We start from the raw sequence: 24612 nt of genomic DNA, 5'->3' as shown, positions 1-24612 counted from the left end.
CGCCGGCGGCGGCCTTCCCGGCACCGGCGCGGCCCCCGGCACGGGCACGGGCCTGCACACCGGTCCGGGCATGGCCACGGCCGCCGGCGGCCCGGTGCCGAGGATGCTGCCGCCCCGCGTCTCCTGCTTCACCGGCCAGACCGGGGTGCTGGACGCGCTGCGCCGGCGGCTCACCGCCGGCCAGGGGCTCCCGGGCACTCCGCCGGTGGCGGTGCTGACCGGCCGCAGCGGGGTCGGCAAGTCCGCCGTGGCCGTGGAGGCCGCCCACGATCTCGCCCCGGAGTTCCCCGACGGGCAGCTCTACGCGCGTATGACCGGCCCGGACGGGCGTCCCGCGGACACCGCCGAGGTGCTGGAGCGGTTCCTGCGGGCGCTCGGGGTGCCCGCCGCCGAGATTCCCGGAGACCCGGACGGGCGGGCCGCCTGCTACCGCAGCGCCACCGCCGGCCGCCGGCTGCTGATCGTGCTGGACGACGCCGCCGACGAGACACAGGTCCGGCCGCTGCTGCCCAGCACCCCGGCCGGCCGGCTGCTGATGACCGCCAGGGCCCGGAGTGCCGCGCCCACCGGCGCCGCGGTCCTCGAACTGGACGTGCTGCCCACCCGGGAGGCGCTCGCCCTGCTCGCCGCCGTGGCCGGGCCCGACCGGGTGGCGGCCGAGGAGCGCGAGGCCCGTGAACTGGTCGGGCTGTGCGGCGGCCTGCAGATCGCGCTGCGCGGCGCGGCGGCCCGGCTGGCCGCACGCCCGCACTGGACCTTCGCCCATCTGGTGGCCCGGGCCCGCAGCGAGCACCACCGCCTGGACGAGCTCGGCGGCCAGGGCATCGACGTCCGGGCCGCGCTGCACCGCGGCTATCGCGCGCTGCCGCCCGCCGCCCGGCTGCTGCACGCCCGGCTCGCGCTGCTCGAACCCCCGGGCCCGCCGGGACCGCCGGGACCTCCCGGTTTCCCGGAGGCCCCGGGGGCCGCGCCGGAGCCGGACCCCGCCGCACCCGCCGCCTGGACGTGGGGCGCCTGGCTGGCCGCCCCGCTGCTGGACCTGGACGCCGACCGGGCCGCCGACGCCCTGGAGGCGCTGGTGGACGCCCGCCTGGTGGACGTGGCCCACGGCACCGGCGCCGCCGCCCGCTGCCGGATGCACGAACTCTCCCGGGTCTTCGCCCGCGAACTGCTGCTCGCCGACTCCACCCGGCAGGAGCGGACCGCGGCCCTGCGGCGGGTCTTCGGCGCCTGGCTGTTCCTGGCCGACGAGGCGCGCGCACGGCTCGGCACCGGCCCCGCGGACGGCCCGCGCGGGGCGGCCGGCCGCTGGCCGCTGGCGCGCCCGGTGACCGACGCGGTGCTGGCCGCGCCGGCCTCCTGGTACGAGCGGGAACGCCCCGCGCTGCTGGCCGCGGTACGGCAGGCGGCCGGCAGCAACGCCTTCCGGCAGTGCTGGAACCTGGTCGTCGCCGTCGCGGACCTGTCCGCCCGTCAGCGCCCCGGCGACTGGCGGGAGTGCGCCGAGCAGGCCCTGCACGCCGCCCGCCGGGCCGGGGACCGGATCGGCGAGGCCGTGATCCGGGATCTGCTGGACGGCGGCCCGGCCCGCTCCGCTCCCGCCCCGGACCCCGCCCCCCGCGAGAAGGACGTCACCCGATGACCAACGGCAGCACCACGGACCCCACCACCACGGACCCCACCACCACGGACCCCACCACCACGGACCCCACCACGGACCGCACCACCACGGGCCGCAGCACCGGCACCGCAGGCGACCGCACGGCCGGGCCCGGGCCCGCCGGACCGCGCGTCGGGGCCATCCTCCCGGCGGGCGACGTCGGCACGCACGCCGGGCAGGTGAAGAACACCGTCGAGGAGCTCATCGCCCAGACCCGCCGGGCGGCCGGCGCCGGACTGTCCTCGGTCTGGTTCACCCAGCTGTTCGACCACGACGCGATCACCCTGGCCGCACTGGCCGGCCGGGAGGCCCCGGGCATCGAGGTGGGCACCTCGGTGGTACCCCTCCACCCCCGCCATCCGCTGCTGCTCGCCGCCCAGGCACAGACCGCCCAGGCCGCCACCGGGGGCCGGTTCACCCTGGGTGTCGGCCTCGGCGTGCGGGAACTCCTCGAACCCGCCTACGGCATTCCCTTCCCGCCGCCCATCCGGCATCTGCGCGAGGCGCTGACCGTGCTGCGCCAGGCCCTGGCCGGGGAACGCCCCCGCCTGGCCGGCCGGACCCTCACCGCCCTCCCGCCGCTGCCCACCGACGTACCCGGCGGCAGCGGGGTGCCCGTGCTGGTGGCCGCCATGGGCCCGCAGGCGGTGCGGGCGGCGGGCGCACTCGCCGATGGCATCCTGCCGTTCCTGGCGGGGCCGCGGACCCTGTCCGGGCGCATCGTGCCCGCGGTGCTGCGGGCCGCCCGGGAGGCCGGCCGGCCCGCCCCGAGGATCGCGGTCGCCGTGCCCGCCGTGGTGACCGACGAACCGGAGATCGTGCGGGACCTGGCCGCGGCCCATCTGGCCCCGTACGCCGCCATCCCCTCCTACCGCCGCGTGCTGGACGACGAAGGCGTCGCCCATCCCGCCGAACTCGCCCTGATCGGTGACGAGACCACCGTCGCGGCCGGGCTGCGCCGCTACTTCGACGCCGGGGCCACCGACGTGCTGCTGCTGCAGAGCGGCATCCGCTCCGCCCAGGACCGGCTGCGCACCTGGCACCTGGCGGGCGCCCACACCTGACCACGGCCCGCCGGGGAACCGGTCCGCCCCGGCCCGTCCGGGGCGGACCGGCAGAAAGCTTTCCGGAAATCTTCCGCTCTCCGACCGGGAAGTGACCGAAATTTTCTATTGTCATGTACCGATACAACTCCTACGCTGGGAGCGCTCCCAACAAGCCTGGTTCCGGCGCCTCCGCGACCCGCGCCCCACCTTCACCGGGAAGCCGGTACGCCTCCCGGCAGTGACGCGCTCGCGGCGGCACCTCCGCCCGGCCGGACCGGCGCATATCCGACCAACTGGCGTGCACCGGCAGGGAGCGGTCCCGGCCGGCGGCGCGCCTCCCCTTGGAGGACCTCAATGCGCTTCCCCCGATATCGGCCCTGGGCGTGGGCGGCCGCGGCCTGTGCCGCCGTGGCGAGCCTGGCCACCACAAGTCTCATCCCGCAGGCGGGTGCCGCCGACGGCGTCAGTGCCGCCACCCTGGCCTCGGCCGTCGAGGACGAGGGTGCGGATTGTCCGGTGCCCGGTACCGGCTCGGCGTCCAGTTCCCTGCTTCCCGATCCGTTCACGAAGCTGGACGGGACCCGTGTCACCACCAAGGGTGAGTGGCGGTGCCGTCGGGCGGAGATCAGGGAGCTGGCCGAGCGGACCGTCTACGGCCAGAAGCCGGCCCCGCCTTCGGCTGTGAGCGGCACCGTCACCAGCAGCCGGATCACGGTGAACGTCTCCGATCAGGGGCGCAGTGCGAGTTTCTCCGCGGGGGTGGATCTGCCCAGCGGTTCGGGGCCCTTCCCGGCGGTGATCGTGCTGGGCGGGTTCGGGGCGGACACCGCCGCGATCAAGGCCGCGGGGGCGGCGGTGATCAGTTACGACCCGCTGGCGGTGGGTCAGGAGGGCACCTCGCGGTCCAGCAAGCAGGGCGCCTTCTACAGCATCTACGGCTCCTCCTCCAGCACCGGGCTGCTGATGGCCTGGTCCTGGGGGGTGAGCCGGATCATCGACGTGATCGAGCAGTCCGGCGGCAGCATCCTGCGTGCGGACGCCACGGGTGTGACCGGCTGCTCGCGCTACGGCAAGGGTGCCTTCGTCGCCGGTGCCTTCGATCAGCGTATCGGGCTGACGATGCCGGTCGAGTCCGGTACCGCGGGGGCGCCCATCCTGCGCGGGGTGGCGCAGGAGAGCGGGGCGCAGCCGTTGTCCAGCGCCTACGGTGAGCAGCCGTGGCTGGGCGATGCCTTCGGCTCCTACACCTCCAACCCCGGCGGTCTGCCGGTGGACACCCACCAGATCGTGGGGATGATCGCCCCGCGCGGGCTGTTCATCATGGAGAACCCGCACGTGGACTGGCTCGGCGCCCGTTCCGGGAGCGTGGCCGCCCTGGCCGGCGCGGAGGTCTACAAGGCCCTGGGCGCACAGGCGAACATCTCCTACTGGTCCGATGTCCAGGACGGCACGCACTGCGCCTCGCGTTCGGAGTGGCGTACCCCGCTGCAGCAGTCCATCCAGAAGTTCCTGCGCGATTCCGGCAGCGCACCGGCGGTCTTCCGTATCGCGCCCAGCAAGTCCGGCAGCCTCTCCCAGTGGCGCAACTGGACCACTCCCACCCTCGCCGACACCGGAGGCACCACCACCGGCACCAACGCCGGCACCACCACCGGGACGAACGGAGGCACCGACGCCGGGACGACCGAGGGCACCAGTGCCGGGACCAACGCCGGGACGAACGCCGGGACGAACGCGGGCACGAACGCCGGGACCAACGCCGGGACGACCGAAGGAACCACCGGCGGCAACAACGGTGCCTGCACCGCCAGCCACCGCACGGTCAACAGCTGGCCCGGTGGCTTCCAGGGCGAGGTGACCGTCAGCAACAACGGCACCAGCTCGCTCAGCGGCTGGACCGTCGGCATGACCCTGGCCTCCGGGCAGACCATCAGCAACCTCTGGAACGGCCAGAACACCGGGACCAGCGGCTCCATCACGGTGCGCAACACCGCCTGGAACGGCAGTATCGCGCCCGGCGGCAGCGTCACCTTCGGCTATGTCGCCACGGGCAGTTCCTCGGCACCCGGCAACCTCACCTGCACAAGTCCCTGACCCCCTCCCCCTCCGCCGCACAGAGCGGAGCCGCCCCGGCCGGGTGTACATCCCGGCCGGGGCGGGTCCCGTGCTCAGCCGCGCCGGGGGAGCCGCCGGCCGGCCATCCGCCAGATGCGGTATTCGCGGACCATGCCCGGGATCTCCTTCACCACCAGCCCGAGCACCATGACGGTGAACAGCACGAGCTCGGCGATGAGTACACGTTTGGCCATGACCTCTCCTGCTGTCGTCGCTTCCTGTCCTGCCTGTCCTGCCTGTCCCGCCTGTCCTGCCTGTCCTGCCTGTCCTGTCCGTCCTGCGGGGTGTGCTCCGCCTCGCTCAGCCCGGCGGAAGACTGGGCATGATCTTCGAGGTCGCGTTGAGCCGCTTCGGGTTCACTCCGGTGGAACGGCGCGCGTCCGCGGTGCCGCCCCTGTGGTGTCCCACCTGCTTCTCGTAGGGGCCCTCGTTCCCCTGGTGAATGCCGGGAACATGGGTCGGGGTGTCCGGCCTGGCATCGGGTTTTCCGGTGCGGATGCTGCCCATGGGTCTTCCTCCCTCGGATGCGGGGATCAGCTGCGGGGGGTCAGTTCTGTGAAGAAGCGCTCCACGGCGGGCCAGATCCGGGTACCTCCGGAAAGCCCCCGCCATTCCCGCCGCACCACGGCCACCAGCCGGAAACAGTCGTCGACCGGGACGATCCAGTGGTGGGAGGCGCCCCGCGCCGTGTTGACCAGCAGCGCCTCCACCTCGGGCTCAAGAGTGCCGAGCGCCGGGTGGCGGCCGGCGGTGTCCCGCCACCTGCCGGGCTCCACCTCCCACCGGGTGGCCCCGGCCGGGCTGGGGTAGTGGGCGAGCACCGTGCCGTCCGCGCGGGGCACGAAGAACGCCATGCCGACCGGCACCCCCAGCAGGTCCGTGGCCACCGGGCCCAGCCGCACCCGGCGCTCCGGCACCAGCCTGAGGTTCCCGCGGCCGGCCGCGTCCGGGACGAACAGCAGCGCGCACGCCCGGCAGGCGCAGAGCAGCTCCGCGCCGCCGGTGTCGAGCAGATGCCGGTGCTCCTCCCCGGCCGGTGCGGCGCACAGATCGCACCGCTGCGCCGGTTCCGCGCCCGTGGCCTGCCCGGCCTGCCCGGCCTGCCCGGACTGCCCGGACTGCCCGGACTGGCGGATCAGCCGGGCCAGCGCCCCGGTGGTCACACCGGCTCCTCGGCCGGCCCGGCGGGCACCGCCCGGCGGGCCAGTGCGGCGACCGGGACGAAGGCCGCCGGAGAACCGCCCGCCGCCGGTTCCCGCTCCACCCCGGACAGCTCCGGGGCCATGGCCAGCACCGCTTCCCGGACCGCCGCTTCCAGCGCGCCAGAGGAGCCGCCGCAGCCCCGGGCGGTCAGCCGTACCCGGGCCACTCCGTCCTCGACACCCGTCAGCTCCACCTCCCCGCCGTGCTCCCGCACCGCCCCGCGGACCCGGTCGACACCACGGGCGGCCCGGCGCTCCACCGGCTCCGGGTGGAGCCCGTGCAGCACCAGCAGATGGCCGAGCAGTTCGTCGTCGAGCAGCCGGCCGGTGAGTCCGCGGCCGGCCGCCACGTCCAGCACCCGGGCGAGGGCCTCGCCGTAGACCGCGGTGAGCGCCCGCACCGCCTCCACCGCCGCCTCGGCGGTCGGGCCCGGCACATCCTGGACGCGCTCCAGCAGCTCGTCGAGGCGGGAGAGCTGCCGCCCGAGCGCCGGGCCGTCGAGCCGCCCGTCCCCTTCCCGCTCCCGCTCCACGTCCCGCCCCGGGTCCCGTCCCGGGTCCTGTTCCCGTTCCAGGTCCCGTCCGCCGTCCGGGGCCAGGTCAGCCATGGGTCTCTCCGTACACCGGGGAGTGGCGGGTCTGGAGCACCTTGCCGTTGCCCAGGTACATGTGCACCCCGCACGGCAGGCACGGGTCGAAGCTGCGCACGGTGCGCATGATGTCCACGCCCTTGAAGTTCTCCGGGTCGTTCTCCTCGAAGACGGGCTGGCCCTGGACGGCGTCCTCGTAGGGGCCGGGCGTGCCGTAGCTGTCCCGGGGGCTGGCGTTCCACGGCGTCGGCGGGTACGGGTGGTAGTTGGCGATCTTCTTGTCCTTGATGACCAGGTGGTGCGAGAGCAACCCGCGCACCGCCTCGTGGAAGCCGCAGCCGATGGCCTCCTCGGGCACCTCGAAGTCGCTGAACACCCGGGTGTCCCCGGCCCGGACCCGGCCCAGCGCCCGGTCGATGAAGTCGAAGGCCATGGCCGCCGCGTAGGCGACGAAGTAGGGGCGGGCCCGGTCCCGCTCCAGGGTGTTGCTCCAGCGCGGGATGTTCCACTCCAGGGTCATCTCCGGAAGCTGCTCGCTCTTCGGCAGCGAGATCCGCACGCTGTGCCCGGTGGCCTTCACGTAGGGGGTGTCCACCAGGCCGTTCAGGGCGGTGGACCACAGCCGCGCCAGCGGGCCGCCGCCGGTGTCCAGCGCCAGGTGCTGCCCGGTGTTCCGGTCGTACCAGCGCGGGCTCATCACCCAGCTGTAGTTGCCGTCGAAGTCCCGCTTCTGCGGCTCCGGCAGTGTGGTCTGGTTCCACGGGTGGCGCATGTCGACCGGGTTGCCCAGCGGGTCCTGGCGGACGAAGGGCTCCTCGTTGACCCAGTCCTCGTAGAAGGAGCTGCCGAGCAGGATGCGCATGCCCAGGTTGATGTCGACCAGGTTGTTGGTGACCAGTTCGCCGTCCACGACGATGCCGGGGGTGACGTACATCGCCCGGCCCCACTCGTTCATCGTCTCGTACCGGTAGTCGCAGACGTCCGGGTTCTGCCAGGCTCCCCAGCAGCCGAGCATGATGCGGCGGCGGCCGACCTCCTCGTAGCCGGGCAGCGCCTCGTAGAAGAAGTCGAAGACGTCGTCGTTCATGGCCACCGCCTTCTTGACGAAGTCGGTGATCCGCAGCAGCCGGGTCAGGTAGTCGGTGAAGGTGGTGGGCGAGGGCATGGTGCCCACCCCGCCCGGATACAGCGTGGAGGGGTGCACATGCCTGCCCTCCATCAGGCAGAACATCTCCCGGGTGACCCGGCTGACCTGGAGCGCCTGCTTGTACACCTCCCCCTCGAAGGGGTTGAAGGCCCGCATGATGTCGGCGACCGTGCGGTAGCCGTGGACGTGCCCGCGGGGCGCCGCGGTCCGCTCGGCCCTGGCCAGCACGCCCGGGTTGGTCTCCCGGACCATGGCCTCGCAGAAGTCCACGAACACCATGTTGTCCTGGAAGATGGTGTGGTCGAACATGTACTCGGCCGCTTCGCCGAGGTTGACGATGTGCTCGGCCAGCGGCGGCGGCTTGACGCCGTAGGCCATCTGCTGCGCGTAGTCGGAGCAGGTGGTGTGGTTGTCGCCGCAGATGCCGCAGATCCGGCTGGTGATGAAACCGGCGTCCCGCGGGTCCTTGCCCTTCATGAACACCGAGTAGCCCCGGAACAGCGAGGACGTGCTATGGCACTCCGTCACCTCCCGGTTGGCGAAGTCGATCTTGGTGTAGATGCCCAGGTTTCCGATGATCCGGGTGATCGGGTCCCACGACATCTCCACGACCTGCGGGGGCTTGCGCTGCCCCGCCTCGGGGCGTGCCTCGGTGGCCGTCATATCGGTTGCTCGTCTCGCTCTCGTCGTGCGGGCGGGGTGTTGCTCCGCGGGGTTGGGTTCCGGCCTGGTCAGGGACGCCAGCGCGGGTCGTAGCCGCTGGTCAGCTCCGGCCCGTTGTGGTGCCACTTGGGCTCGCGGTTGACGGCGTAGTTGGTGATCCCCCGCAGCCGGCGCATGACGGCTCCGTAGGGCCTGATCAGGGTCGACGACAGGCTGCCGCCGGAGGGCTCGTCCATGAACGGCATGAAGGCGTCGGGGAAGCCCGGCATGGTGCAGCCGATGCAGACACCGCCCACGTTCGGGCAGCCGCCGACCGAGGACATCCAGCCGCGCTTGGGCACGTTGCAGTTGATCACCGGGCCCCAGCAGCCCACCTTCACCTGGCACTTGGGGGAGTTGTAGTCCTTGGCGAAGTCCCCCTGCTCGTAGTAGGCGGCGCGGTCGCAGCCCTCGTGCACGGTCTTGCCGAACAGCCACTGCGGGCGCAGGTTCCGGTCCAGCGGCGGCGGGGGCGCCGACCCCGCGGCGTGGTAGAGCAGCCAGGTCAGGGTCTCCATGAAGTTCTCCGGCTGGATCGGGCAGCCCGGCACGTTGACGATCGGCAGCGCGCTCTGTGCGCGGAAATCCCAGCCCAGGTAGTCGGCCAGGCCCATGCAGCCGGTCGGGTTGCCCGCCATGGCGTGGATGCCGCCGAAGGTGGCGCAGGTGCCGGCCGCCACCACCGCCCACGCCCGGGGTGCCAGGCGGTCGATCCACCAGTTCAGGGTGAGCGGCTCGCCGGTCTCCGGGTCGTTGCCGAAGGAGGTCCAGTAGCCGTCGCCCTCGATGATGTTCTGATTGGGGATCGACCCCTCGATGACCAGGATGAACGGGCTCAGGTCGCCGCGTGCCGCGGCCCGGAACGGCGCCAGGAACGCTTCGCCGCCCACGGTGGGGGAGAGCACCTTGTTGTGCAGGTTCACCTTCGGCAGGCCGGGGATCAGCCCCTGCACGAGGTCCTCGATGGCCGGCTGGCCGGAGGCGGTCATCGAGACCGTGTCGCCGTCGCAGCTCATGCCCTCGGAGATCCACAGAATGTCGATCTCCTCGAAGCCGCGGCGCTTCCCGGCCGCGGCGGGCCGCTCGCCGGCGATCGCGGCACCGCTGCCCGGGCCGGCGGTCATGCGGTCGGTCGTACCTGCGTTCCTGCCGGTGCTCATGTCAGCGGCCTCCCCTGGAGCCGGTCGCGCACCCGGTCGTAGAGCGCGGCCACCGGGCCGGCCAGCGCCAGCGCCGGCGGCTGGTCCGGTGCGTGCGGGTGCGGCCGGGTCGGTGCGGTGCGCTTGGCCTCCTTCAGCGTCCGGCCGAGTTCGTCGAGGGCCTGCTGTCCGACCGCGTCGCGCAGCCTGGGCATGAACTCGTCCTCCTCCTCCCGTACGTGTTCCTCGGTCTCCCGTTCGAGCTGGGCCATCAGGGCGTCGGTGCGCTCGTCGCCGGAGGAGAGCCGGTCCAGGGCGAGCAGGGTCTTCTTCACGTCCATGTGCTCGGCCAGATGGCCGTCCACCAGCCGGTCGCCGTCCGGGATGCTCTCCCTGGCCAGCGGGTAGACCAGCAGTTCCTCCAGCGCCGCGTGCTTGGAGAGTTCGCGGACGAGGATCTCCACCACGCCCCGGCGCTGGGTGTCGGAGGCAGCCGCGTGGTAGTCGCGGAACAACTGCTCCACCATCCGGTGGTCATGCTTCAACAGCTCGATGGCGTCCATCGGCGCTCTCCTCATCGGTTGTGCCGCAGGCGGCCAGCGGTTCGATCTCGTCGGGACGGAAGTAGTAGAACCGGCCGTACCAGGTGTGCAGCTCGGCGGCCGGGTCGTCGTCGAGGGTGACGGCCAGATGGGTGCCGCCGTCCACATCGCGGAAGACCGCCGCCACCCGGGCGGTGCGGCCGGCCAGGAACATGTCGTGGGCGTCGGCGCCCCGGCCGCTCGGGCACAGCCGCACCCTGCTGCCCCTGGCCACAGCGGTTCCGCCGACCGGCACCCGGTCGGCGGCCGGGCCGCCGCCCTGCCCGTCGCCGTCCTGCCACCAGGGCTGCCGCGCCCGGCGCGGCGTCCCGGCGGCGGGCCCGGCGGGTTCAGCGGGTGGCGCGGGGAGCGGGCGGCGGGAGCGGATGGTGCCGTGCAGCCGGGCGAAGGCCTCCGGGGGCATGCCCTCGACCCGGTCCAGAATCCGTGCCGCGCGCGGGTCGGTGGCCCGGGCCTCCCGCTTCTCCTCGTCGGTCAGCAGCATGGTGCGCAGCGAGAGGATCTCGTCGATCTCCGACGCGTCGTAGAGGTCGCCCGGGCTCTCCGGTGCGATCCGCGGGTGGTCCGGCAGCAGGATCGGCGAGGACAGCATCAGGCCGCTGCCGTCCGCCCCGCCGGCGAGCACCGGGAAGGTGTGCAGGTTGCGGCACTCCCGGGCGGGGCCCGCCGCCCAGGGCGGGGGATCGGTCAGGGAGCAGAAGGACAGCCCCTCCCCGCCCAGGAAGGTGTGGCAGGCGATCAGCGCGTGGCGCAGCGCCCGCTCCCGGGGGGCGCCGGCCCCGGCGTCCGGGCGGTCCGCGGTGTTCTCGGTGCGCACCCGCAGCCGGTAGCGGCCGTGGCCGGCGTCGAGCACCTCGGCGGTGAGGGTGGTGGCCGCCTCGACGGGGCCGCGCCGCCGCACCAGCCGGCCTGCCCCGCCGGGCAGCGGCTCGGTCTCCTCGCCGCCCGGTGCGCCGACCGGGACGGTGCGGCCGGTCCCGTCGCACAGCGCGGCCAGCGGGATCGCGGCCTCGGTCTCCCGCTCCACCGCCTCGTCGAACGCCAGGTGGACGGTGCCGCCGGCCTCCAGGGAGGCGACGGGTTCGTACCGGCCGTCGTCCGTCCGGCGTTCCACGCTCTTGTGCTGGAGCTGCAGGTAGCGCACCCGGACCCGGACCACGGGGTCGTCGCCGCCGGCCTGCAGCAGGCACTCGGTCTGCTGGAACCACGACTCGGCGGAGCCGGCCACGCTCGGGGCGACCGGTCCGCCGCGCTCCGCCCAGGCGCGCGGCGCCAGGACGCCGAACTGCCAGCGCATCCGGTTCTTCGGCGAGGAACGCCGGTAGGGGTAGAGCAGATAGCCCTCGTAGAGCACGGCGTCGGCGAGGGGACGCAGCCCCTCGAAACCGGCTGCCTCCGGCCGTACGCCCGCGCCGGGGGCGCGGTCCGCCGGGTCGTCCGTCATCGCGTCTCCGCCTTCCGTCGCCGCTGCCCGGTACGGCCCGGCCCTCGTCTCTACTGTTCTCCGCGCTCCTTAACGTTTGCCCTATTTATCCGTTTGCGCGCGTTGTGTCGGTGCAGCCGGGTGACGGCCGGTGTCCGCCTCGTCGCCCAGGCGCACCTCGGTCAGTTCCAGTTCGCGCCCGCTCAGCACGTCCGCCGCGCCCCGCCCGCAGTGCGGGCACGCCAGGCGGGGCGGGCAGCCCACGGCGAACCGTTCGCCGCAGCCGCCGCACCGGGCGAGTGCCGGGACCTCCTCGACGATCAGCTCCGCCCCGGCCGCCGCGGTGTCCTCCGTGACCAGGCCGAAGGAGAAACGCAGGGCGTCGGGGACCACGCCGGACAGTTCGCCCACGCGCAGCCGGACCGCCTCGACGCGGGCCGCCCCGTGCGCGCGGGCCACCTCCCCGGCCCGCTCGGCCACGGCGGCGGCGATCGACAGCTCGTGCATGGGCGGCCACGTTAGGCAGGGGCGGCTGCGGCCGGGTGCCGCGGCGGGGTGCGGCGGCCGGGCCGGGGGCCGATTTCACCCCTCCGGCACAACGGCCGGTGCGCCCGGCGGCGGGAGACCGCGCCGCGGGGCGGGCGCCCGCCTTCCGTTGCCCGTTGCCTTCATGTGTCGCGGGTGTTGACTTCCGGCCACAGGTGGCACCATCCTCGTCGTCACGAAATCCCGTACCCCGTTCGCCATGTCGAACAGCCCGCCATTCGAACCGGTTCGACCCGCCTGTGGCAGAGGCGGTGTCGAACCGATTCGACCGCGGGGAGACCAGCTAGGGAGCAGCAAAGATGGTGCTATCTCGGATAAGACGGGCGGGCCCCGGCCTGCGGAACGGGGCCGTGGCCGCACTCGGCGCCGGCCTGCTGGCCGCGGGACTGCCCGTGACGGCGGCGGCCGCGGAACTGCCCGACCCGGTGCTGCACTACACCTTCGACACCGACGACCTCGGCTCCGGAACCATCACCGACAGCTCCGGCAACGGCCTCGACGGCACCCTGGTGGGCGGCTCCACCGCCGCCCTGGTCGAGGGCGCCGGCGAAGGCTCCGCCCTGGACCTGCCCGGCGGCGGCCCCGACTCGGGCGGCGCGCATGTCCGGCTGCCCCGTCAGGCCCTGGCCGGCGCCACCGACCTGACCGTCTCGGCGCGGGTGAAGTGGGACGGCACCACCGCACCCTGGCAGTGGATCTACGCCCTGGGCAAGGACACCAGCCGCTACCTCTTCACCACCCCCTACAACGGGGACGGCCGGCTCCGCACCGCCGTCACCTCCTCCTTCGCCGGCGGCGAGGCCCAGGTCACCGGGTATGCCGCGCTGCCCGCCGGCCAGTGGCGGACCCTCACCGTCACGCTCGACACCGGCGCCGGCCGGGTGACGACCTATCTGGACGGCGTCGCGGTCTCCTCCGCCGCCACCTCGGTGAGCGCCGCCGCCCTGCTGGACGACGCCACCTCCTTCGCCGGCTATCTCGGCAAGTCGTTCTACCCCGACCCGCTGTTCGACGGGGCCGTGGACGACTTCGCCGTCTACCACACCGCCCTGACCGCCGAACAGGTCGCGCAGACCGTGGGGGAGACCCCCGAGATGACCGAACTGTCCCGGACCGCCTTCGAGGTCCGCACCACCACCGGAACCGCCCCCGCGCTGCCCGGCGCCGTCCGCGCCGCCTTCTCCGACGGCTACGACCGGGACGTTCCCGTCACCTGGGACGCGGCCGATCCCGCCGACTACGCCGAGCCCGGCACCTTCACCGTCTCCGGCACCGCCGCCGGGCGGCAGGTCACCGCCGAGGTCACCGTGGTCCGCGAGGGCGAGCTCACCATCGACCTGGCCACCGCCACCGGCGATTTCCACGGCGGCGCCGCCGGCACCCTCTACGGCCTGTACGGGCAGGACGTGCCCACCAACAACCTCATCGAGGGCATGAACCTGCGCACCGTCTCCACCAAGGCGCAGGACGGGCCGCAGCACCCCGGCGCCGACGCCCTCGAAGTGGTGAAGCCGCTGGCCGACTCCACCGACGGCGACGTCTACATCTACATGACCGACATCCACCGGGGCTTCCCCTACCAGTGGGAGGGCGACACCCCGCAGGAGAAGGTCGCCACGTACCGGGAGAAGGTCGCCAAGCAGGTCGACCAGGTGCTCCAGCTTCCCGAGGAATACCAGGACAACATCGTCTTCGTGCCCTTCAACGAGCCCGAGGGCAACATGTTCGGCACCGGCGAATGGAGCTACAACCGCGTCAGCTGGCTGTCGGACCCCACCGACTACTTCGCCACCTGGGACGACTTCTACCGGCTGATCAAGGGGAAGATGCCGGACGCGCGGATCGCCGGCCCCAACACCAGCGTGCTGTACGCCCAGGTCAAGGGCTTCCTGGAGCACACCGTGCAGGCCGGCACCGTCCCGGACGTGATGACCTGGCACGAACTCAGCCACCCCGAGCAGGTGCGCACCAGCGTCGCCCGCTACCGCGTCTGGGAGCAGGAGGTGTTCGCCGGCACCGAGCACGAGGGCAGGCAGCTGCCCGTCAACATCAACGAGTACGCCTTCAACTACCACACCTCGGTGCCCGGCCAGATGATCCAGTGGATCTCCGCCATCGAGGAGTCCAAGGTCGACGCCGACATCGCCTACTGGAACATCGACGGCAACCTCTCCGACTCGGCCGTCCAGTCCAACCGGGGCAACGGCCAGTGGTGGCTGTACAACGCCTACGGCTCCATGACCGGCCACACCGTCGAGGTCACCCCGCCGTTCCCCGGGCAGAACTACACCCTGCAGGGCGTGGCCACCCTCGACGAGGACAAGGCCCAGGCCCGCGCGCTGTTCGGCGGCACCTCCGGCAAGGGCCACATCCGGTTCGCCAACGTGCCGCGGGAGCTGTTCGGCTCCGCCGTGCACGCCTGGGTGCGGGAGATCCCCTGGACCGGGCAGATCGGCGACTCGCCCGGCCCCCGGCTGATCACCGAGACCGACCTCCCGGTGAGCGAGGACGCCACCGTGGCCTTCGACTTCGGCGGCGAGGACGGCGCCCTGCCCGCACTGGAGGAGTCCTCCGCCTACGAGATCGTGCTCACCCCGGCCGGCTCCGGCACCGAGACCTCCGCCGCCCCCGCCCTGTGGCAGGGCAGCTACGAGGCCGAGGACGCCGAGTACACCGGCGGCGGCTACAGCCGCAACGGCCCCGAGGGCTCCCCGTCCGACGTGTCCAAGTTCTACACCTCCGGCGGATACAACGTCGGCGGCCTGCGCACCGGCTCCGACGGGCGGCTGTCCTTCACCGTCGACGTGCCCCGGGACGGCACCTACGACCTGAGCGTCTTCGCCAACTCCCTCAACACCTACGGCCTGATCGAGGAGCAGGGACCGACCAACGTCTTCCTCACCGTGGACGGCGGCGCCGAACAGGAACTGTTCCTGCCGCTGGGCTACAAGTGGGTGGTCTGGGACCACACCGACACCACCGTGGAGCTGACCGCCGGCGAGCACACCCTCACCCTCGCCGCGCAGAGCCTGGACGGCACCGGCGCCACCCGGGGCGACGCCATCGTGGACCGGATCACGCTGACGCTGCCCGCGCCCGGCGCGGACACCGCCGTCCACGACGCCGAACTGGCCGCCATGACCGGCGGCGCCCGCCCGGTCTACGACCTGCCCGGCAACCGCCCGGCCTCCGGCTCCGGCGCCGCGCGCCTCGGCAGGGGCGACGGCGTCACCTTCTGGGTGTACTCCGCCGCCGACGCCGAATCCACCCTCGACGTCCGCCTCCTCGGCGGCGGCAAGGCCCGCCTCGCCGTCAACGGCCACGACGTGCTGGACGCGCAGGGCGGCAGCTCGCGGGCGGCGGTCTCGCTCTCCGGCGGCATCAACAAGGTCACCCTGACCGGGCTGACCGGAAAGACCCTGGTCGACCGGATCACCGTCCGGCCCACCAGCGGCGCACTCGACCCGCGGACCTACCAGGCCGAGGACGCGGAACTCGCCGGCACCGCCGCCCCCGCCGCGCTCTCCCTCGCCGACGGCGGCACCGCGGTCACCGGCGTGGGCGGCGACCCCGGCAACGGCAACACCCTCACCTTCCGGGTCACCGCCGAGCAGGCCGGCCTGCACGCCCTGCGCATCCGCTACGCCAACCCCGAGCAGTCCGAGGCCACCCACTACAACCCCGACCCGCTGGTGCGCCACGCCGACCTCTCGGTCAACGGCGCCGAGCCCAGCCGGGTCACCTTCCCGCACTCGTTCCACGAGAACAACTTCTGGGAGCTCACCGTCCCCGTGACGCTGGAGCAGGGGGAGAACACCCTCACCTTCCGCTCCGAGGAACTGCCCAACTTCGACGGCACCAGCTACGCCTCGGACACCTTCCCCGGAGTGCTGCTGCGCTCGTCTTCCGCGCCCCTGATCGACAGGATCACCCTCGCCCGGTTCTCGGCCGCCCGGCCGTGACCCGGCGATCGGGGAGCAGAGGAGAGAAAGGGAGTTCGATGGTCACGATCGGCGACATCGCGCGCGCCGCCGGGGTTTCCCGCAGCACCGCGTCCTACGCCCTGTCCGGCAAGCGGTCCATCTCGGCCGAGGTCCGGCAGCGCGTGGAGCGGGCGGTGCGGGAGCTGGGCTACACCCCCAACGCCGGCGCCCGCGCGCTGGCCACCTCGGAGACCATGGTGATCGGGCTGCTCGCCCAGTTCCTGGAGGACGAGTTCGCCCCCGCCATGCTGCAGTACATGCTGGGCGTCTCCGACACCGCCCGCGCGCTGGGATACGACACCCTGCTGGTCACCGAGGCGGACGGGGCGCGTGCCCTGCGCCGGATCACCGACTCCCGCATGGTGGACGGCGTCGTCCTGCTGAACGTCGCGCAGGACGACGCCCGCCTGCCCGTCCTGCGATCGGCCGGCCGGCCCGGCGCCCTGGTCGGCATGCCCGGCGACTGCACCGGGGTGGACGTCTTCGACCTCGACTTCGAGGCGGCCGGCCGGCTGATGGTGGACCACATGCACGCCCTGCGCCACCGGGAACTCATCCTGATGTCGCAGCCCGAGCACGTGGTGCAGCGCGGCGGCGCCTACGTCTGGCGGCTCCAGGACGCCGTGGTGCAGCAGGCCGAGGCCCGCGGCATCCGGCTGCACGCCGTCTACGGCGAGTCGCGGCAGCCCGCCGCCGGACGCTGTCTGCACGCCGTGCTGGACGCCCACCCGGCCGCCACCGGCCTGCTGCTCAACAACGAGGCAGCGGCGGCAGCCCTGCCCTCCGTGCTGCACGCGCGCGGACTGTCGGCGCCCCGGGACCTGTCGGTCATCGGCCGCTACTCCGACGAGTTCGCCCGCACCTTCTCCCTGCCGTTCTCCTCCATCGAGAGCGCGCCCGACCGCCTCGGCGAGATGGCCGTCCGGCAGCTGGTGCGCCGGATCACCGAGCCGGAGGCCCGCCGGGAGCCGCATGTGGTGCGGCTCCTGGCACCCGAACTCGTCGACCGGGGCAGCAGCGGTCCGCCGCCGTCCCCGGCACCCACCCGTCACCACAAGGAGCACACCCCATGACCCGTACCACCGGACGTCCCGCCAGACCCGCCCGCACCACCCTGGCGCTCGGCGCCGCCCTGCTCACCCTGGCCGGCGCCGCCGCCTGCTCCTCCGGCTCCGGCGGCTCCTCCGGCGGCAGCGGCGGCAGCGGTGACGGCGCCCAGGGCGGGGGCACCTACACCTGGTGGGACCCCTACCCGCAGCACGACGACTCCTCCGACTGGGCGGGGCGCGTGGACAAGTGCGGCACCGAGGCGGGCGTCACCATCGACCGCACCGCCTACGACACCACCGCGCTGACCAACCAGGCGCTGCTGGCGGCCCAGGAGGGCACCTCCCCCGACATCATCCTGCTGGACAACCCGGCCGTCTCCACGCTGGCCGAGACCGGCATGCTGACCACCATGGAGGAGTTCGGCCTGGACACCTCCGGCATCGACGAGAACCTGCTGGCGGCCGGCGTGCTGGACGGCCAGGCGTACGGCATACCCATCGGCGCCAACACCCTCGCCCTCTACTACAACCAGGACGTGCTGGACGCGGCCGGGGTGGACCCCGCCGCGGTCACCGACTGGGAGTCGCTCACCGCGGCCCTGGAGCAGGTCACCGGCGCCGGGCACAAGGGCATCACCTTCGCCGCCATCGGCACCGAGGAGGGCTCCTTCCAGTTCCTGCCCTGGTTCTGGGGCGCCGGGGCCGACCTGCGGGACCTCTCCTCCCCGGACGCCGCCGAGGCCCTGGAGCTGTGGACCGGCTGGCTGGAGAACGGCCACGCCCCCAACTCGGTGATCAACAACTCCCAGAACACCACCTGGGAGGAGTTCCTCACCGGCGACTTCGGCTTCGCGGTCAACGGCACCTGGCAGGTCAACAGTGCCGCCGGGGCGGACTTCGCCACCGGCGTGCTGCCCATCCCGGCGCAGGAGGGCGGCGCCGCCCCCGCGCCCACCGGCGGCGAGTTCATCACCGCCCCGGTGCAGAGCGACACCGGCCGCTACGAGGTCACCAAGCAGATCGTGGAGTGCATGACCACCCCCGAGGGCATGGTCGAGACCGCCACCGCCTTCGCGTACTACATCCCGCCGACCGCCCAGGGCCAGCAGCAGCTCCTGGCGGACAACCCGGACCTGCAGCCGTGGGTGGACGCGGTGCGCGTGGCCCGCGGCCGCACCAGCGACAACCTGGGCACCGACTACCCCGTCATCTCCGAGGCGCTGTGGACCGCCGTGCAGAAGGCCCTCAGCGGCGCGGCCGGACCGGCCGACGCCCTCGCCGAGGCGCAGGCCACGGCCGAGGACGAGCTCGGCTGAGGCCGGCCGAGGAGCGACTCCCCATGCCTGTGTCCACCAAGCTCTCCCCGGGGCCCGCGCCGGGGACCCGGCGGACGCGCGGGGCGGGGGCCGGCACGCCGGCCCCCGCCCCCCGCCGCCGCCCCCGGGCCCGCGTCCGGGTGCGTTCCACCCAGTGGGCGGCGCTCGGCTTCCTCGCCCCGCTCATCGTCTACCTGCTGGTCTGCTACGCCTATCCGCTGTACCGGAACATCGACCTCAGCGTGCACGACTACACCGTGCGCTCCTTCGTGCAGGGCGGGGCCGAGTTCACCGGGCTGGAGAACTACCGGGACGTCCTCACGGACCGCGGCTTCGGTGCGGCGCTGCGCAACACCTTCCTGTTCACCTTCGTCTCGATCGCCGCGCAGTACGCCATCGGCCTGGCCCTGGCCGTCTTCTTCCGCAACAACTTCCGGCTCTCCGGGCTGCTGCGGGCGATGTTCCTGGTGCCGTGGCTGCTGCCGCTGATCGTCTCCGGCTCCGTCTGGGCCTGGATGCTGAACAGCGACAACGGCATCGTCAACGCGGCGCTGCAGGCGTTCGGCATCGGGCAGGTCAACTGGCTGACCGACCCGGACTGGGCGCTGGTCTCGGTCATCACCGCCAACATCTGGCTGGGCATCCCGTTCAACCTGGTGATCCTCTACTCCGGGCTGCAGAACATCCCGGAGGACCTGTACGAGGCCGCGGCCCTGGACGGGGCGAACGCCTGGCAGCAGTTCTGGCGGATCACCTTCCCGCTGCTGCGGCCGGTGTCCGGCATCACCCTGCTGCTCGGGCTGGTCTACACGCTCAAGGTCGTGGACGTCATCTGGATCATGACCACCGGCGGGCCCGGCGGGGCCTCCACCACCCTGGCCGTGTGGTCCTACCGGGAGGCGTTCGGCACCGGGCTGCCCGACTTCTCGCCCGCCGCGGCCATCGGCAATCTGCTGCTGCTCATCGCCCTGGCCTTCGGCTTCCTCTACCTCCACCTCCAGCGTCGACAGGAGCGGACGACATGACCACCGCCGGCCGAAGCGCCACGATCCGGACGGCGGCCCGGCCCCGGCGCCGCCGGACCAGGTGGCAGACCGCGCTCGGCGTGCTGCTCACCGCCCTGATGCTGTTCCCGGTCTACTGGATGGTCAACGTCTCGCTGACCAGGACCGAGGACATGCGGGCCGACCCGCCGCAGTGGTTCCCGTGGGACCCCACCCTGGAGGGCTACGGCAATGTGCTGCGGGACCAGCTCCCCGCCATGACGACCAGCCTGGGGATCGGCCTGGGGTGCGTGGCGCTGACCCTGGCGGTCTCCGCGCCGGCCGCCTTCGCCCTGGCCAAGCTCCGGCCCTGGGGCGCCGGACCGCTGAGCTTCCTGCTGCTGGTGGTGCAGATGATCCCCAGCGTGGTGATGGCCATCGGCTTCTACGCCGTCTACGTGCGGCTGGGCTGGCTCAACACCGTGTGGGGCCTGATCCTGGCCGACTCCACCATCGCCGTGCCGTTCGGCGTGCTGGTGCTGACCTCCTTCATGGCCGGGGTGCCCGGGGAACTCCTCCAGGCGGCCCGGATCGACGGCGCGGGCCGCTGGCGCACCTTCGTCTCGGTGATCCTGCCGCTCAGCCGCAACGCGCTGCTCACCGTGTCGCTGTTCGCCTTCCTGTGGGCGTGGTCGGACTTCATCTTCGCCTCCACGCTCAGCCGCAACGCGGACGCCGTCCCGGTCACCCTCGGCATCTACGCCTACATCGGCAACAACACCACCCAGTGGAACTCGATCATGGCGACCGCGGTGGTGGCCTCCGTGCCCGCCGCCGTGCTGCTGGTGGTCGCCCAGCGGTTCGTGGCCGGCGGCGTGGTCGCCGGAGCCGTCAAGGACTGACCGGCCGCCGGAGAACCCGGACAGGCCGCCGACCTCCTCTCAAGGGAAGCGTTTTCATGGTGTACTTCCGCACGTCCCCCACCTGCCTGGAGGTCCGGCACCGGCACGAGGTGCTGACCGTCCGGGCGTGGGGAGCCGACAGCGTCCGGGTGCGGGCCTCCCGCTTCCGGATACCCGCCGTGAGCCACGGCGCCCTGGACGAACCCCCGCCCTGCGCCCCGCCGCGGATCACCACCGGCACGGACCGCGCCGAGCTGGTCCACGGCGAGCTCACCGTCGAGGTCCGCTTCGACCGCACCGCGGCCTACCCCGAACCGCTGCTCACCTTCCGGCGCACCTCCACGGGGGAGGAGCTGCTGGCCGAGAGCCGCGAGCACTTCTGGATGCCCGGCGCCCGCGTCCTCACCGGCAACCGCTCCGGCGGCTACGAGGTCCACCAGCAGTTCGCCGCCTACGACGGGGAGCGGCTGTACGGCATGGGCCAGCGCACCCACGGCCGGCTCGACCTCAAGGGCCTGGCCCTGGACCTGGTGCAGCGCAACGGCGAGGTGAACATCCCGTTCGTGCTCTCCAGCCGCGGCTACGGGATGCTGTGGAACCTGCCCGCGCTCGGCCGGGTGGAGTTCGCCGCCAACGCCACCCGCTGGCAGGCCGGGCAGGCCCGGGAGATCGACTACTGGTTCACCGCCGCCCCCACCCCGGCCGCCGTCCTCGCCCGGTACGCCGACGCCACCGGGCACGCCCCCGAACTCCCCTCCTGGGCAAGCGGTTTCTGGCAGTCCAAGCTCCGCTACCGCGACCAGGAGGAGCTGCTTGCGGTGGCCCGCGAGCACCGCCGCCGCGGCCTGCCGCTGTCCGTCGTCGTCGCCGACTACTTCCACTGGTCCGCCATGGGCGACTACCGCTTCGACACGGCCGAATGGCCCGACCCCAAGGCCATGACCGAGGAACTGGCCGCCATGGGCGTGGAGCTGATGGTGTCCGTCTGGCCCACCGTCTCCCCGCTCTCCGAGCACTGGGAGACCTACCGCGACCGCGGCCTGCTGGCCGGCACCGACCAGGGCGTGGAGTTCCACCAGACCATCCGCGACAAGGGCATGGCCGCGCCCATGCCGGTCGCCTTCTACGACCCCAGCAACCCGGAGACCCGCGCGTTCGTCTGGGATCTCGTCCGGCGCAACTACCGCTCGCTGGGCATCCGGGTCTTCTGGCTGGACGCCTGCGAGCCCGAACTGAACCCCGCCCACCCGGCCCACCTGGCCCTGTACGCCGGGCCCGGCGCCGAGACCGCCTGCGCCTACCCCCGGGACAACGCCCGGCTGTTCGCCGAGGGCATGGCCGCGGACGGCGAGCCGCCGACCGTGCTGCTGTGCCGCTCCGCCTGGGCCGGGGCACAGAAGTACGGGGCGGCCGTCTGGTCCGGCGACATCCCCGCCACCTGGGAGTCGCTGCGGCAGCAGATCCGGGCCGGCCTGAGCATCGCGCTCTCCGGCATCCCCTGGTGGACCAGCGACATCGGCGGCTTCCACGGCGGCGACGCCCGCGACCCGGCCTACCGGGAACTGATGATCCGCTGGTTCCAGTTCGGCGTGTTCTGCCCCCTGTTCCGGCTGCACGGCGACCGCGAGCCGCGCATCCCCACCGGCCACGACCAGAGCGGCGGCCCCAACGAGGTGTGGTCCTTCGGCGAGGAGGCGTACCGCATCCTCTCCGGTCTGCTGCACCTGCGCGAGCGGCTGCGCCCCTACCTGCACCGGCAGATGGCCGAGGCCGCCCGCAGCGGTCTGCCGCCGATGCGCCCGCTGTTCGTGGACCACCCCGGTGATCCGCACGCCTGGACGGTCGAGGACCAGTTCCTCCTCGGCCCGGACCTGCTGGTCGCCCCGGTCGCCGAGCCCGGCGCCCGCTCCCGGGAGGTCTACCTCCCGGCCGGCACCCGCTGGCACGACCCGGCCACCGGAGCGACCCACGACGGCGGGCGCACCGTGACCGCCGACGCGCCGCTGGACCGCATCCCCGTCCTCACCCGTGAGGGTGCCGACGTCCCGTTGACCGCATGAGGGAGAACACCGACATGACCGCGGCGGACCACGCCCCCCACCCCACCGCCGCCGGCGTCCGGGCCCCCGGGCACGGCGGCAGAGCGGGCAGCCCCGGCCGCCCGGGCGGTCCCGGCGGCCCCGTGGCACCGTCCCGGGGCCCGCTGCGCCCGCTGGGCCTCACCGAGGTGACGCTCACCGGCGGTCTGTGGGCGGATCTCCAGCACACCAACGCCACCGCCACCCTCGACCACTGCGAGCGGTGGATGGAACGGGTCGGCTGGCTGGCCAACTTCGACCGGGTGGCCGAGGGCACCACCGGCCCGGAGCGGCCCGGCTGGTCCTTCTCCGACTCCGAGGTCTACAAGCTGCTGGAGGCCCTGTCCTGGGAGCACGGCCGCACCGGCGACCCCCGCCACGAGGCCGCGATCCGCCGCCTGACCGCCCGCATCGCCCGCGCCCAGGACCCGGACGGCTACCTCAACACCTGCTTCGGCCACCCCGGCCGGCCGCCCCGCTACAGCGACCTGGAATTCGGCCACGAGCTGTACTGCACCGGGCATCTGCTCCAGGCCGCCGTGGCCCGGGTCCGCACCGCCGGCGAGGGCGCCGCCGGCGAGGACGAGCTGGTGACCGTGGCCCGCCGCGCGGCCGACCACGTCTGCGCCGTCTTCGGCCCGGACGGGCCGCTGCCCGGCATCTGCGGCCACCCCGGCATCGAGGCCGGCCTGGCCGAACTGGGCCGGGCCCTGGACGAGCCCCGCTACCTGGCCCAGGCGCGGCTGTTCCTGGACCGCCGCGGCCACCGCACCCTGAAGGACATCCCGCTGGGCCGCGCCTACTTCCAGGACGACATCCCCGTCCGGCACGCCGAGGTGTGGCGCGGCCACGCGGTGCGCGCCCTGTACCTGTCCGCCGCGGCCGTGGACGTGGCCGTCGAGCACGAGGACAAGGAACTGCTGACGGCGATCGAGCGGCAGTGGAGCCGCACCGTGGCCCGGCGCACCCATCTGACCGGCGGCATGGGCTCGCGCCACCAGGACGAGGGCTTCGGCGAGGACTGGGAGCTGCCCGCGGACCGCGCCTACTGCGAGACCTGCGCCGGGGTCGCCTCGGTGATGGTCTCCTGGCGGCTGTTCCTGGCCACCGGCCAGGTGCGGTACGCCGATCTCATCGAGCGGACCTGCTACAACGTCATCGCCGCCTCGCCGCGCTCCGACGGCCGGGCCTTCTTCTACGCCAACCCGCTCCAGCAGCGGGCACCCGGCGAACCGACCGACGACGGCGCGGTCAGCCCGCGGGCGGAGGGCGGCACCCGCGCCGCCTGGTTCGACGTGTCCTGCTGCCCGACCAATGTGGCCCGCACCCTGGCCGCCTGGCACACCCACCTGGCCGCGGCCGGGGAGCGGGAGCTGACCCTGCTGCAGTACGCGCCCGCCCGGATCACCACCGAGCTGGGCGACGGCCGTCCGCTCGCCCTGTCCGTGGAGACCGGCTACCCGCACCGCGGGCTGGTCACCGTGCGGGTGGAGCAGGCCCCGCCGGGCCCGGTGGCGCTGCGGCTGCGGGTGCCGTCCTGGGCCCGCGGCGCCGAACTGGAGGAGGGCGGCCGGCGGCGCCCTGCCGCCCCCGGCTGGGCGGTGCTGGACCGGGAGCTCGCCGCGGGCGAGGAGATCCGGCTGCGGCTGCCGGTGACGCCCCGCTTCACCTGGCCCGACGCGCGGATCGACGCGCTGCGCGGCTGCGTGGCGGTGGAACGCGGCCCGCTGGTCTACTGCGCCGAATCCGCCGCCCTGCCCGGCGGTGCCGTGCTGGAGGACCTGGCGGTGGACCCCGGCACCGCCCCGGTGGACGGCGACGGCGGCACGGTGGGCGTGCGCGCGCTGCTCACCGCCCGCACCGGCCCGGAGGCGGAATGGCCGTACCGCACCGGGCCCGGCGGCGGTGACGGCGGTGACGGCGGGCGCACGGCGTCCGCCGAGGTCGCCCTCACCCCCTACTACCGGTGGGCCGAGAACGGCCCCACCGCCATGCGGGTCTGGCTCCCCGTCGCCCCTCCCCGCTGACCGTCCGCGGCGGGAAGCGGCACGGCGGAGTACGGACCCGAGGGGGATGCGGTGCCTGCGCACCGCATCCCCCTCCCCGCGGCGGCGTTCTGGTGATCGGTC

Annotated in this window: 19 protein-coding genes; 10 read left to right on the top strand and 9 right to left on the bottom strand. The window is 73.5% G+C overall.

All coding sequences use genetic code 11. The features are described from left to right. From GQS09_RS05195 to GQS09_RS05185, 3 genes are all read left to right on the top strand, one after another. Positions 1-1642, top strand: a 1642-nt coding sequence (locus GQS09_RS05195; RefSeq protein ID WP_207957478.1) for an ATP-binding protein, incomplete at its 5' end; no start/stop codon positions are given. After that, positions 1639-2724, top strand: coding sequence for a TIGR03564 family F420-dependent LLM class oxidoreductase (locus tag GQS09_RS05190; protein ID WP_207957477.1), 1086 nt, complete (start codon positions 1639-1641; stop codon positions 2722-2724). The genes GQS09_RS05195 and GQS09_RS05190, both read left to right, overlap by 4 nt. A gap of 336 nt (positions 2725-3060) precedes the next feature. Beyond that, a complete protein-coding gene (locus GQS09_RS05185; RefSeq protein ID WP_165984782.1) occupies positions 3061-4800 on the top strand; it encodes a cellulose binding domain-containing protein in 1740 nt (579 codons plus the stop codon). A 74-nt stretch (positions 4801-4874) separates the two neighbouring features. Here the strand turns inward: GQS09_RS05185 and GQS09_RS05180 are convergent, their stop codons facing one another. From GQS09_RS05180 to GQS09_RS05140, 9 genes are all read right to left on the bottom strand, one after another. Next, complete coding sequence (locus tag GQS09_RS05180; RefSeq protein WP_165984781.1) at positions 4875-5015, bottom strand: hypothetical protein; 141 nt, start codon at positions 5013-5015, stop codon at positions 4875-4877. 106 nt (positions 5016-5121) lie between these two features. Further along, positions 5122-5328, bottom strand: coding sequence for a hypothetical protein (locus tag GQS09_RS05175; RefSeq protein WP_165984780.1), 207 nt, complete (start codon positions 5326-5328; stop codon positions 5122-5124). A gap of 26 nt (positions 5329-5354) precedes the next feature. Beyond that, on the bottom strand, positions 5355-5984 hold the full coding sequence (locus GQS09_RS05170; protein ID WP_313895996.1) for a DUF5947 family protein: 630 nt from the start codon (positions 5982-5984) through the stop codon (positions 5355-5357). Then, entirely contained in the window at positions 5981-6631 is a 651-nt protein-coding gene (locus tag GQS09_RS05165; RefSeq protein WP_165984779.1) for a NifU family protein, read from the bottom strand. The genes GQS09_RS05170 and GQS09_RS05165 overlap by 4 nt, the downstream gene beginning before the upstream one ends. Then, positions 6624-8423, bottom strand: a complete 1800-nt coding sequence (locus GQS09_RS05160; protein ID WP_165984778.1) for a nickel-dependent hydrogenase large subunit — start codon at positions 8421-8423, stop codon at positions 6624-6626. The genes GQS09_RS05165 and GQS09_RS05160 overlap by 8 nt, the downstream gene beginning before the upstream one ends. Before the next feature lie 68 nt (positions 8424-8491). Next, a complete protein-coding gene (locus GQS09_RS05155) occupies positions 8492-9586 on the bottom strand; it encodes a hydrogenase expression protein HypE (RefSeq protein WP_165984788.1) in 1095 nt (364 codons plus the stop codon). Between the two features lie 32 nt (positions 9587-9618). After that, the gene (locus GQS09_RS05150; RefSeq protein ID WP_165984777.1) at positions 9619-10164 is read right to left on the bottom strand and encodes a hemerythrin domain-containing protein; all 546 of its coding nucleotides are present in this window, start codon (positions 10162-10164) and stop codon (positions 9619-9621) included. Beyond that, complete coding sequence (locus GQS09_RS05145) at positions 10136-11647, bottom strand: hypothetical protein (protein ID WP_243761128.1); 1512 nt, start codon at positions 11645-11647, stop codon at positions 10136-10138. The genes GQS09_RS05150 and GQS09_RS05145 overlap by 29 nt, the downstream gene beginning before the upstream one ends. A gap of 81 nt (positions 11648-11728) precedes the next feature. Then, complete coding sequence (locus GQS09_RS05140; protein WP_165984776.1) at positions 11729-12133, bottom strand: hydrogenase maturation nickel metallochaperone HypA; 405 nt, start codon at positions 12131-12133, stop codon at positions 11729-11731. A 338-nt stretch (positions 12134-12471) separates the two neighbouring features. Between GQS09_RS05140 and GQS09_RS05135 the strand changes: the two genes are divergently transcribed. Genes GQS09_RS05135 through GQS09_RS05105 form a run of 7 tightly spaced genes read left to right on the top strand, consistent with a single transcriptional unit; the run spans position 12472 to position 24510 of the window. After that, positions 12472-16134: a LamG-like jellyroll fold domain-containing protein gene (locus tag GQS09_RS05135; protein WP_165984775.1), complete on the top strand. Its 3663-nt coding sequence runs from the start codon at positions 12472-12474 to the stop codon at positions 16132-16134. A 38-nt stretch (positions 16135-16172) separates the two neighbouring features. Next, on the top strand, positions 16173-17228 hold the full coding sequence (locus GQS09_RS05130) for a LacI family DNA-binding transcriptional regulator (RefSeq protein ID WP_165984774.1): 1056 nt from the start codon (positions 16173-16175) through the stop codon (positions 17226-17228). Continuing rightward, entirely contained in the window at positions 17225-18520 is a 1296-nt protein-coding gene (locus tag GQS09_RS05125; protein ID WP_165984773.1) for an extracellular solute-binding protein, read from the top strand. Before GQS09_RS05130 ends, GQS09_RS05125 begins: the two co-directional genes overlap by 4 nt. Before the next feature lie 23 nt (positions 18521-18543). Beyond that, entirely contained in the window at positions 18544-19545 is a 1002-nt protein-coding gene (locus tag GQS09_RS05120) for a carbohydrate ABC transporter permease (protein ID WP_165984772.1), read from the top strand. Next, positions 19542-20405, top strand: coding sequence for a carbohydrate ABC transporter permease (locus tag GQS09_RS05115; RefSeq protein ID WP_165984771.1), 864 nt, complete (start codon positions 19542-19544; stop codon positions 20403-20405). The genes GQS09_RS05120 and GQS09_RS05115 overlap by 4 nt, the downstream gene beginning before the upstream one ends. Positions 20406-20461: 56 nt before the next feature. Continuing rightward, a complete protein-coding gene (locus GQS09_RS05110) occupies positions 20462-22465 on the top strand; it encodes a glycoside hydrolase family 31 protein (protein ID WP_165984770.1) in 2004 nt (667 codons plus the stop codon). Beyond that, positions 22462-24510, top strand: coding sequence for a glycoside hydrolase family 127 protein (locus GQS09_RS05105; RefSeq protein WP_243761127.1), 2049 nt, complete (start codon positions 22462-22464; stop codon positions 24508-24510). Before GQS09_RS05110 ends, GQS09_RS05105 begins: the two co-directional genes overlap by 4 nt. The last annotated feature ends 102 nt before the right edge of the window (positions 24511-24612 follow it).

It is taken from the genome of Streptomyces sp. YIM 98790, from assembly GCF_011421595.1.
Lineage (GTDB): Bacteria > Actinomycetota > Actinomycetes > Streptomycetales > Streptomycetaceae > Streptomyces.
Note: the sequence above shows the minus strand (reverse complement) of the source record. Positions and strands in the feature narration are given on the sequence as shown.

Coding starts and splice junctions, on each gene's coding strand:
- GQS09_RS05190 (WP_207957477.1), top strand. CDS start 1,639: ATGACCAACGGCAGCACCACGGACCCCACCACCACGGACCCCACCACC.
- GQS09_RS05185 (WP_165984782.1), top strand. CDS start 3,061: ATGCGCTTCCCCCGATATCGGCCCTGGGCGTGGGCGGCCGCGGCCTGT.
- GQS09_RS05180 (WP_165984781.1), bottom strand. CDS start 5,015: ATGGCCAAACGTGTACTCATCGCCGAGCTCGTGCTGTTCACCGTCATG.
- GQS09_RS05175 (WP_165984780.1), bottom strand. CDS start 5,328: ATGGGCAGCATCCGCACCGGAAAACCCGATGCCAGGCCGGACACCCCG.
- GQS09_RS05165 (WP_165984779.1), bottom strand. CDS start 6,631: ATGGCTGACCTGGCCCCGGACGGCGGACGGGACCTGGAACGGGAACAG.
- GQS09_RS05160 (WP_165984778.1), bottom strand. CDS start 8,423: ATGACGGCCACCGAGGCACGCCCCGAGGCGGGGCAGCGCAAGCCCCCG.
- GQS09_RS05155 (WP_165984788.1), bottom strand. CDS start 9,586: ATGACCGCCGGCCCGGGCAGCGGTGCCGCGATCGCCGGCGAGCGGCCC.
- GQS09_RS05150 (WP_165984777.1), bottom strand. CDS start 10,164: ATGGACGCCATCGAGCTGTTGAAGCATGACCACCGGATGGTGGAGCAG.
- GQS09_RS05145 (WP_243761128.1), bottom strand. CDS start 11,647: ATGACGGACGACCCGGCGGACCGCGCCCCCGGCGCGGGCGTACGGCCG.
- GQS09_RS05140 (WP_165984776.1), bottom strand. CDS start 12,133: ATGCACGAGCTGTCGATCGCCGCCGCCGTGGCCGAGCGGGCCGGGGAG.
- GQS09_RS05135 (WP_165984775.1), top strand. CDS start 12,472: ATGGTGCTATCTCGGATAAGACGGGCGGGCCCCGGCCTGCGGAACGGG.
- GQS09_RS05130 (WP_165984774.1), top strand. CDS start 16,173: ATGGTCACGATCGGCGACATCGCGCGCGCCGCCGGGGTTTCCCGCAGC.
- GQS09_RS05125 (WP_165984773.1), top strand. CDS start 17,225: ATGACCCGTACCACCGGACGTCCCGCCAGACCCGCCCGCACCACCCTG.
- GQS09_RS05120 (WP_165984772.1), top strand. CDS start 18,544: ATGCCTGTGTCCACCAAGCTCTCCCCGGGGCCCGCGCCGGGGACCCGG.
- GQS09_RS05115 (WP_165984771.1), top strand. CDS start 19,542: ATGACCACCGCCGGCCGAAGCGCCACGATCCGGACGGCGGCCCGGCCC.
- GQS09_RS05110 (WP_165984770.1), top strand. CDS start 20,462: ATGGTGTACTTCCGCACGTCCCCCACCTGCCTGGAGGTCCGGCACCGG.
- GQS09_RS05105 (WP_243761127.1), top strand. CDS start 22,462: ATGAGGGAGAACACCGACATGACCGCGGCGGACCACGCCCCCCACCCC.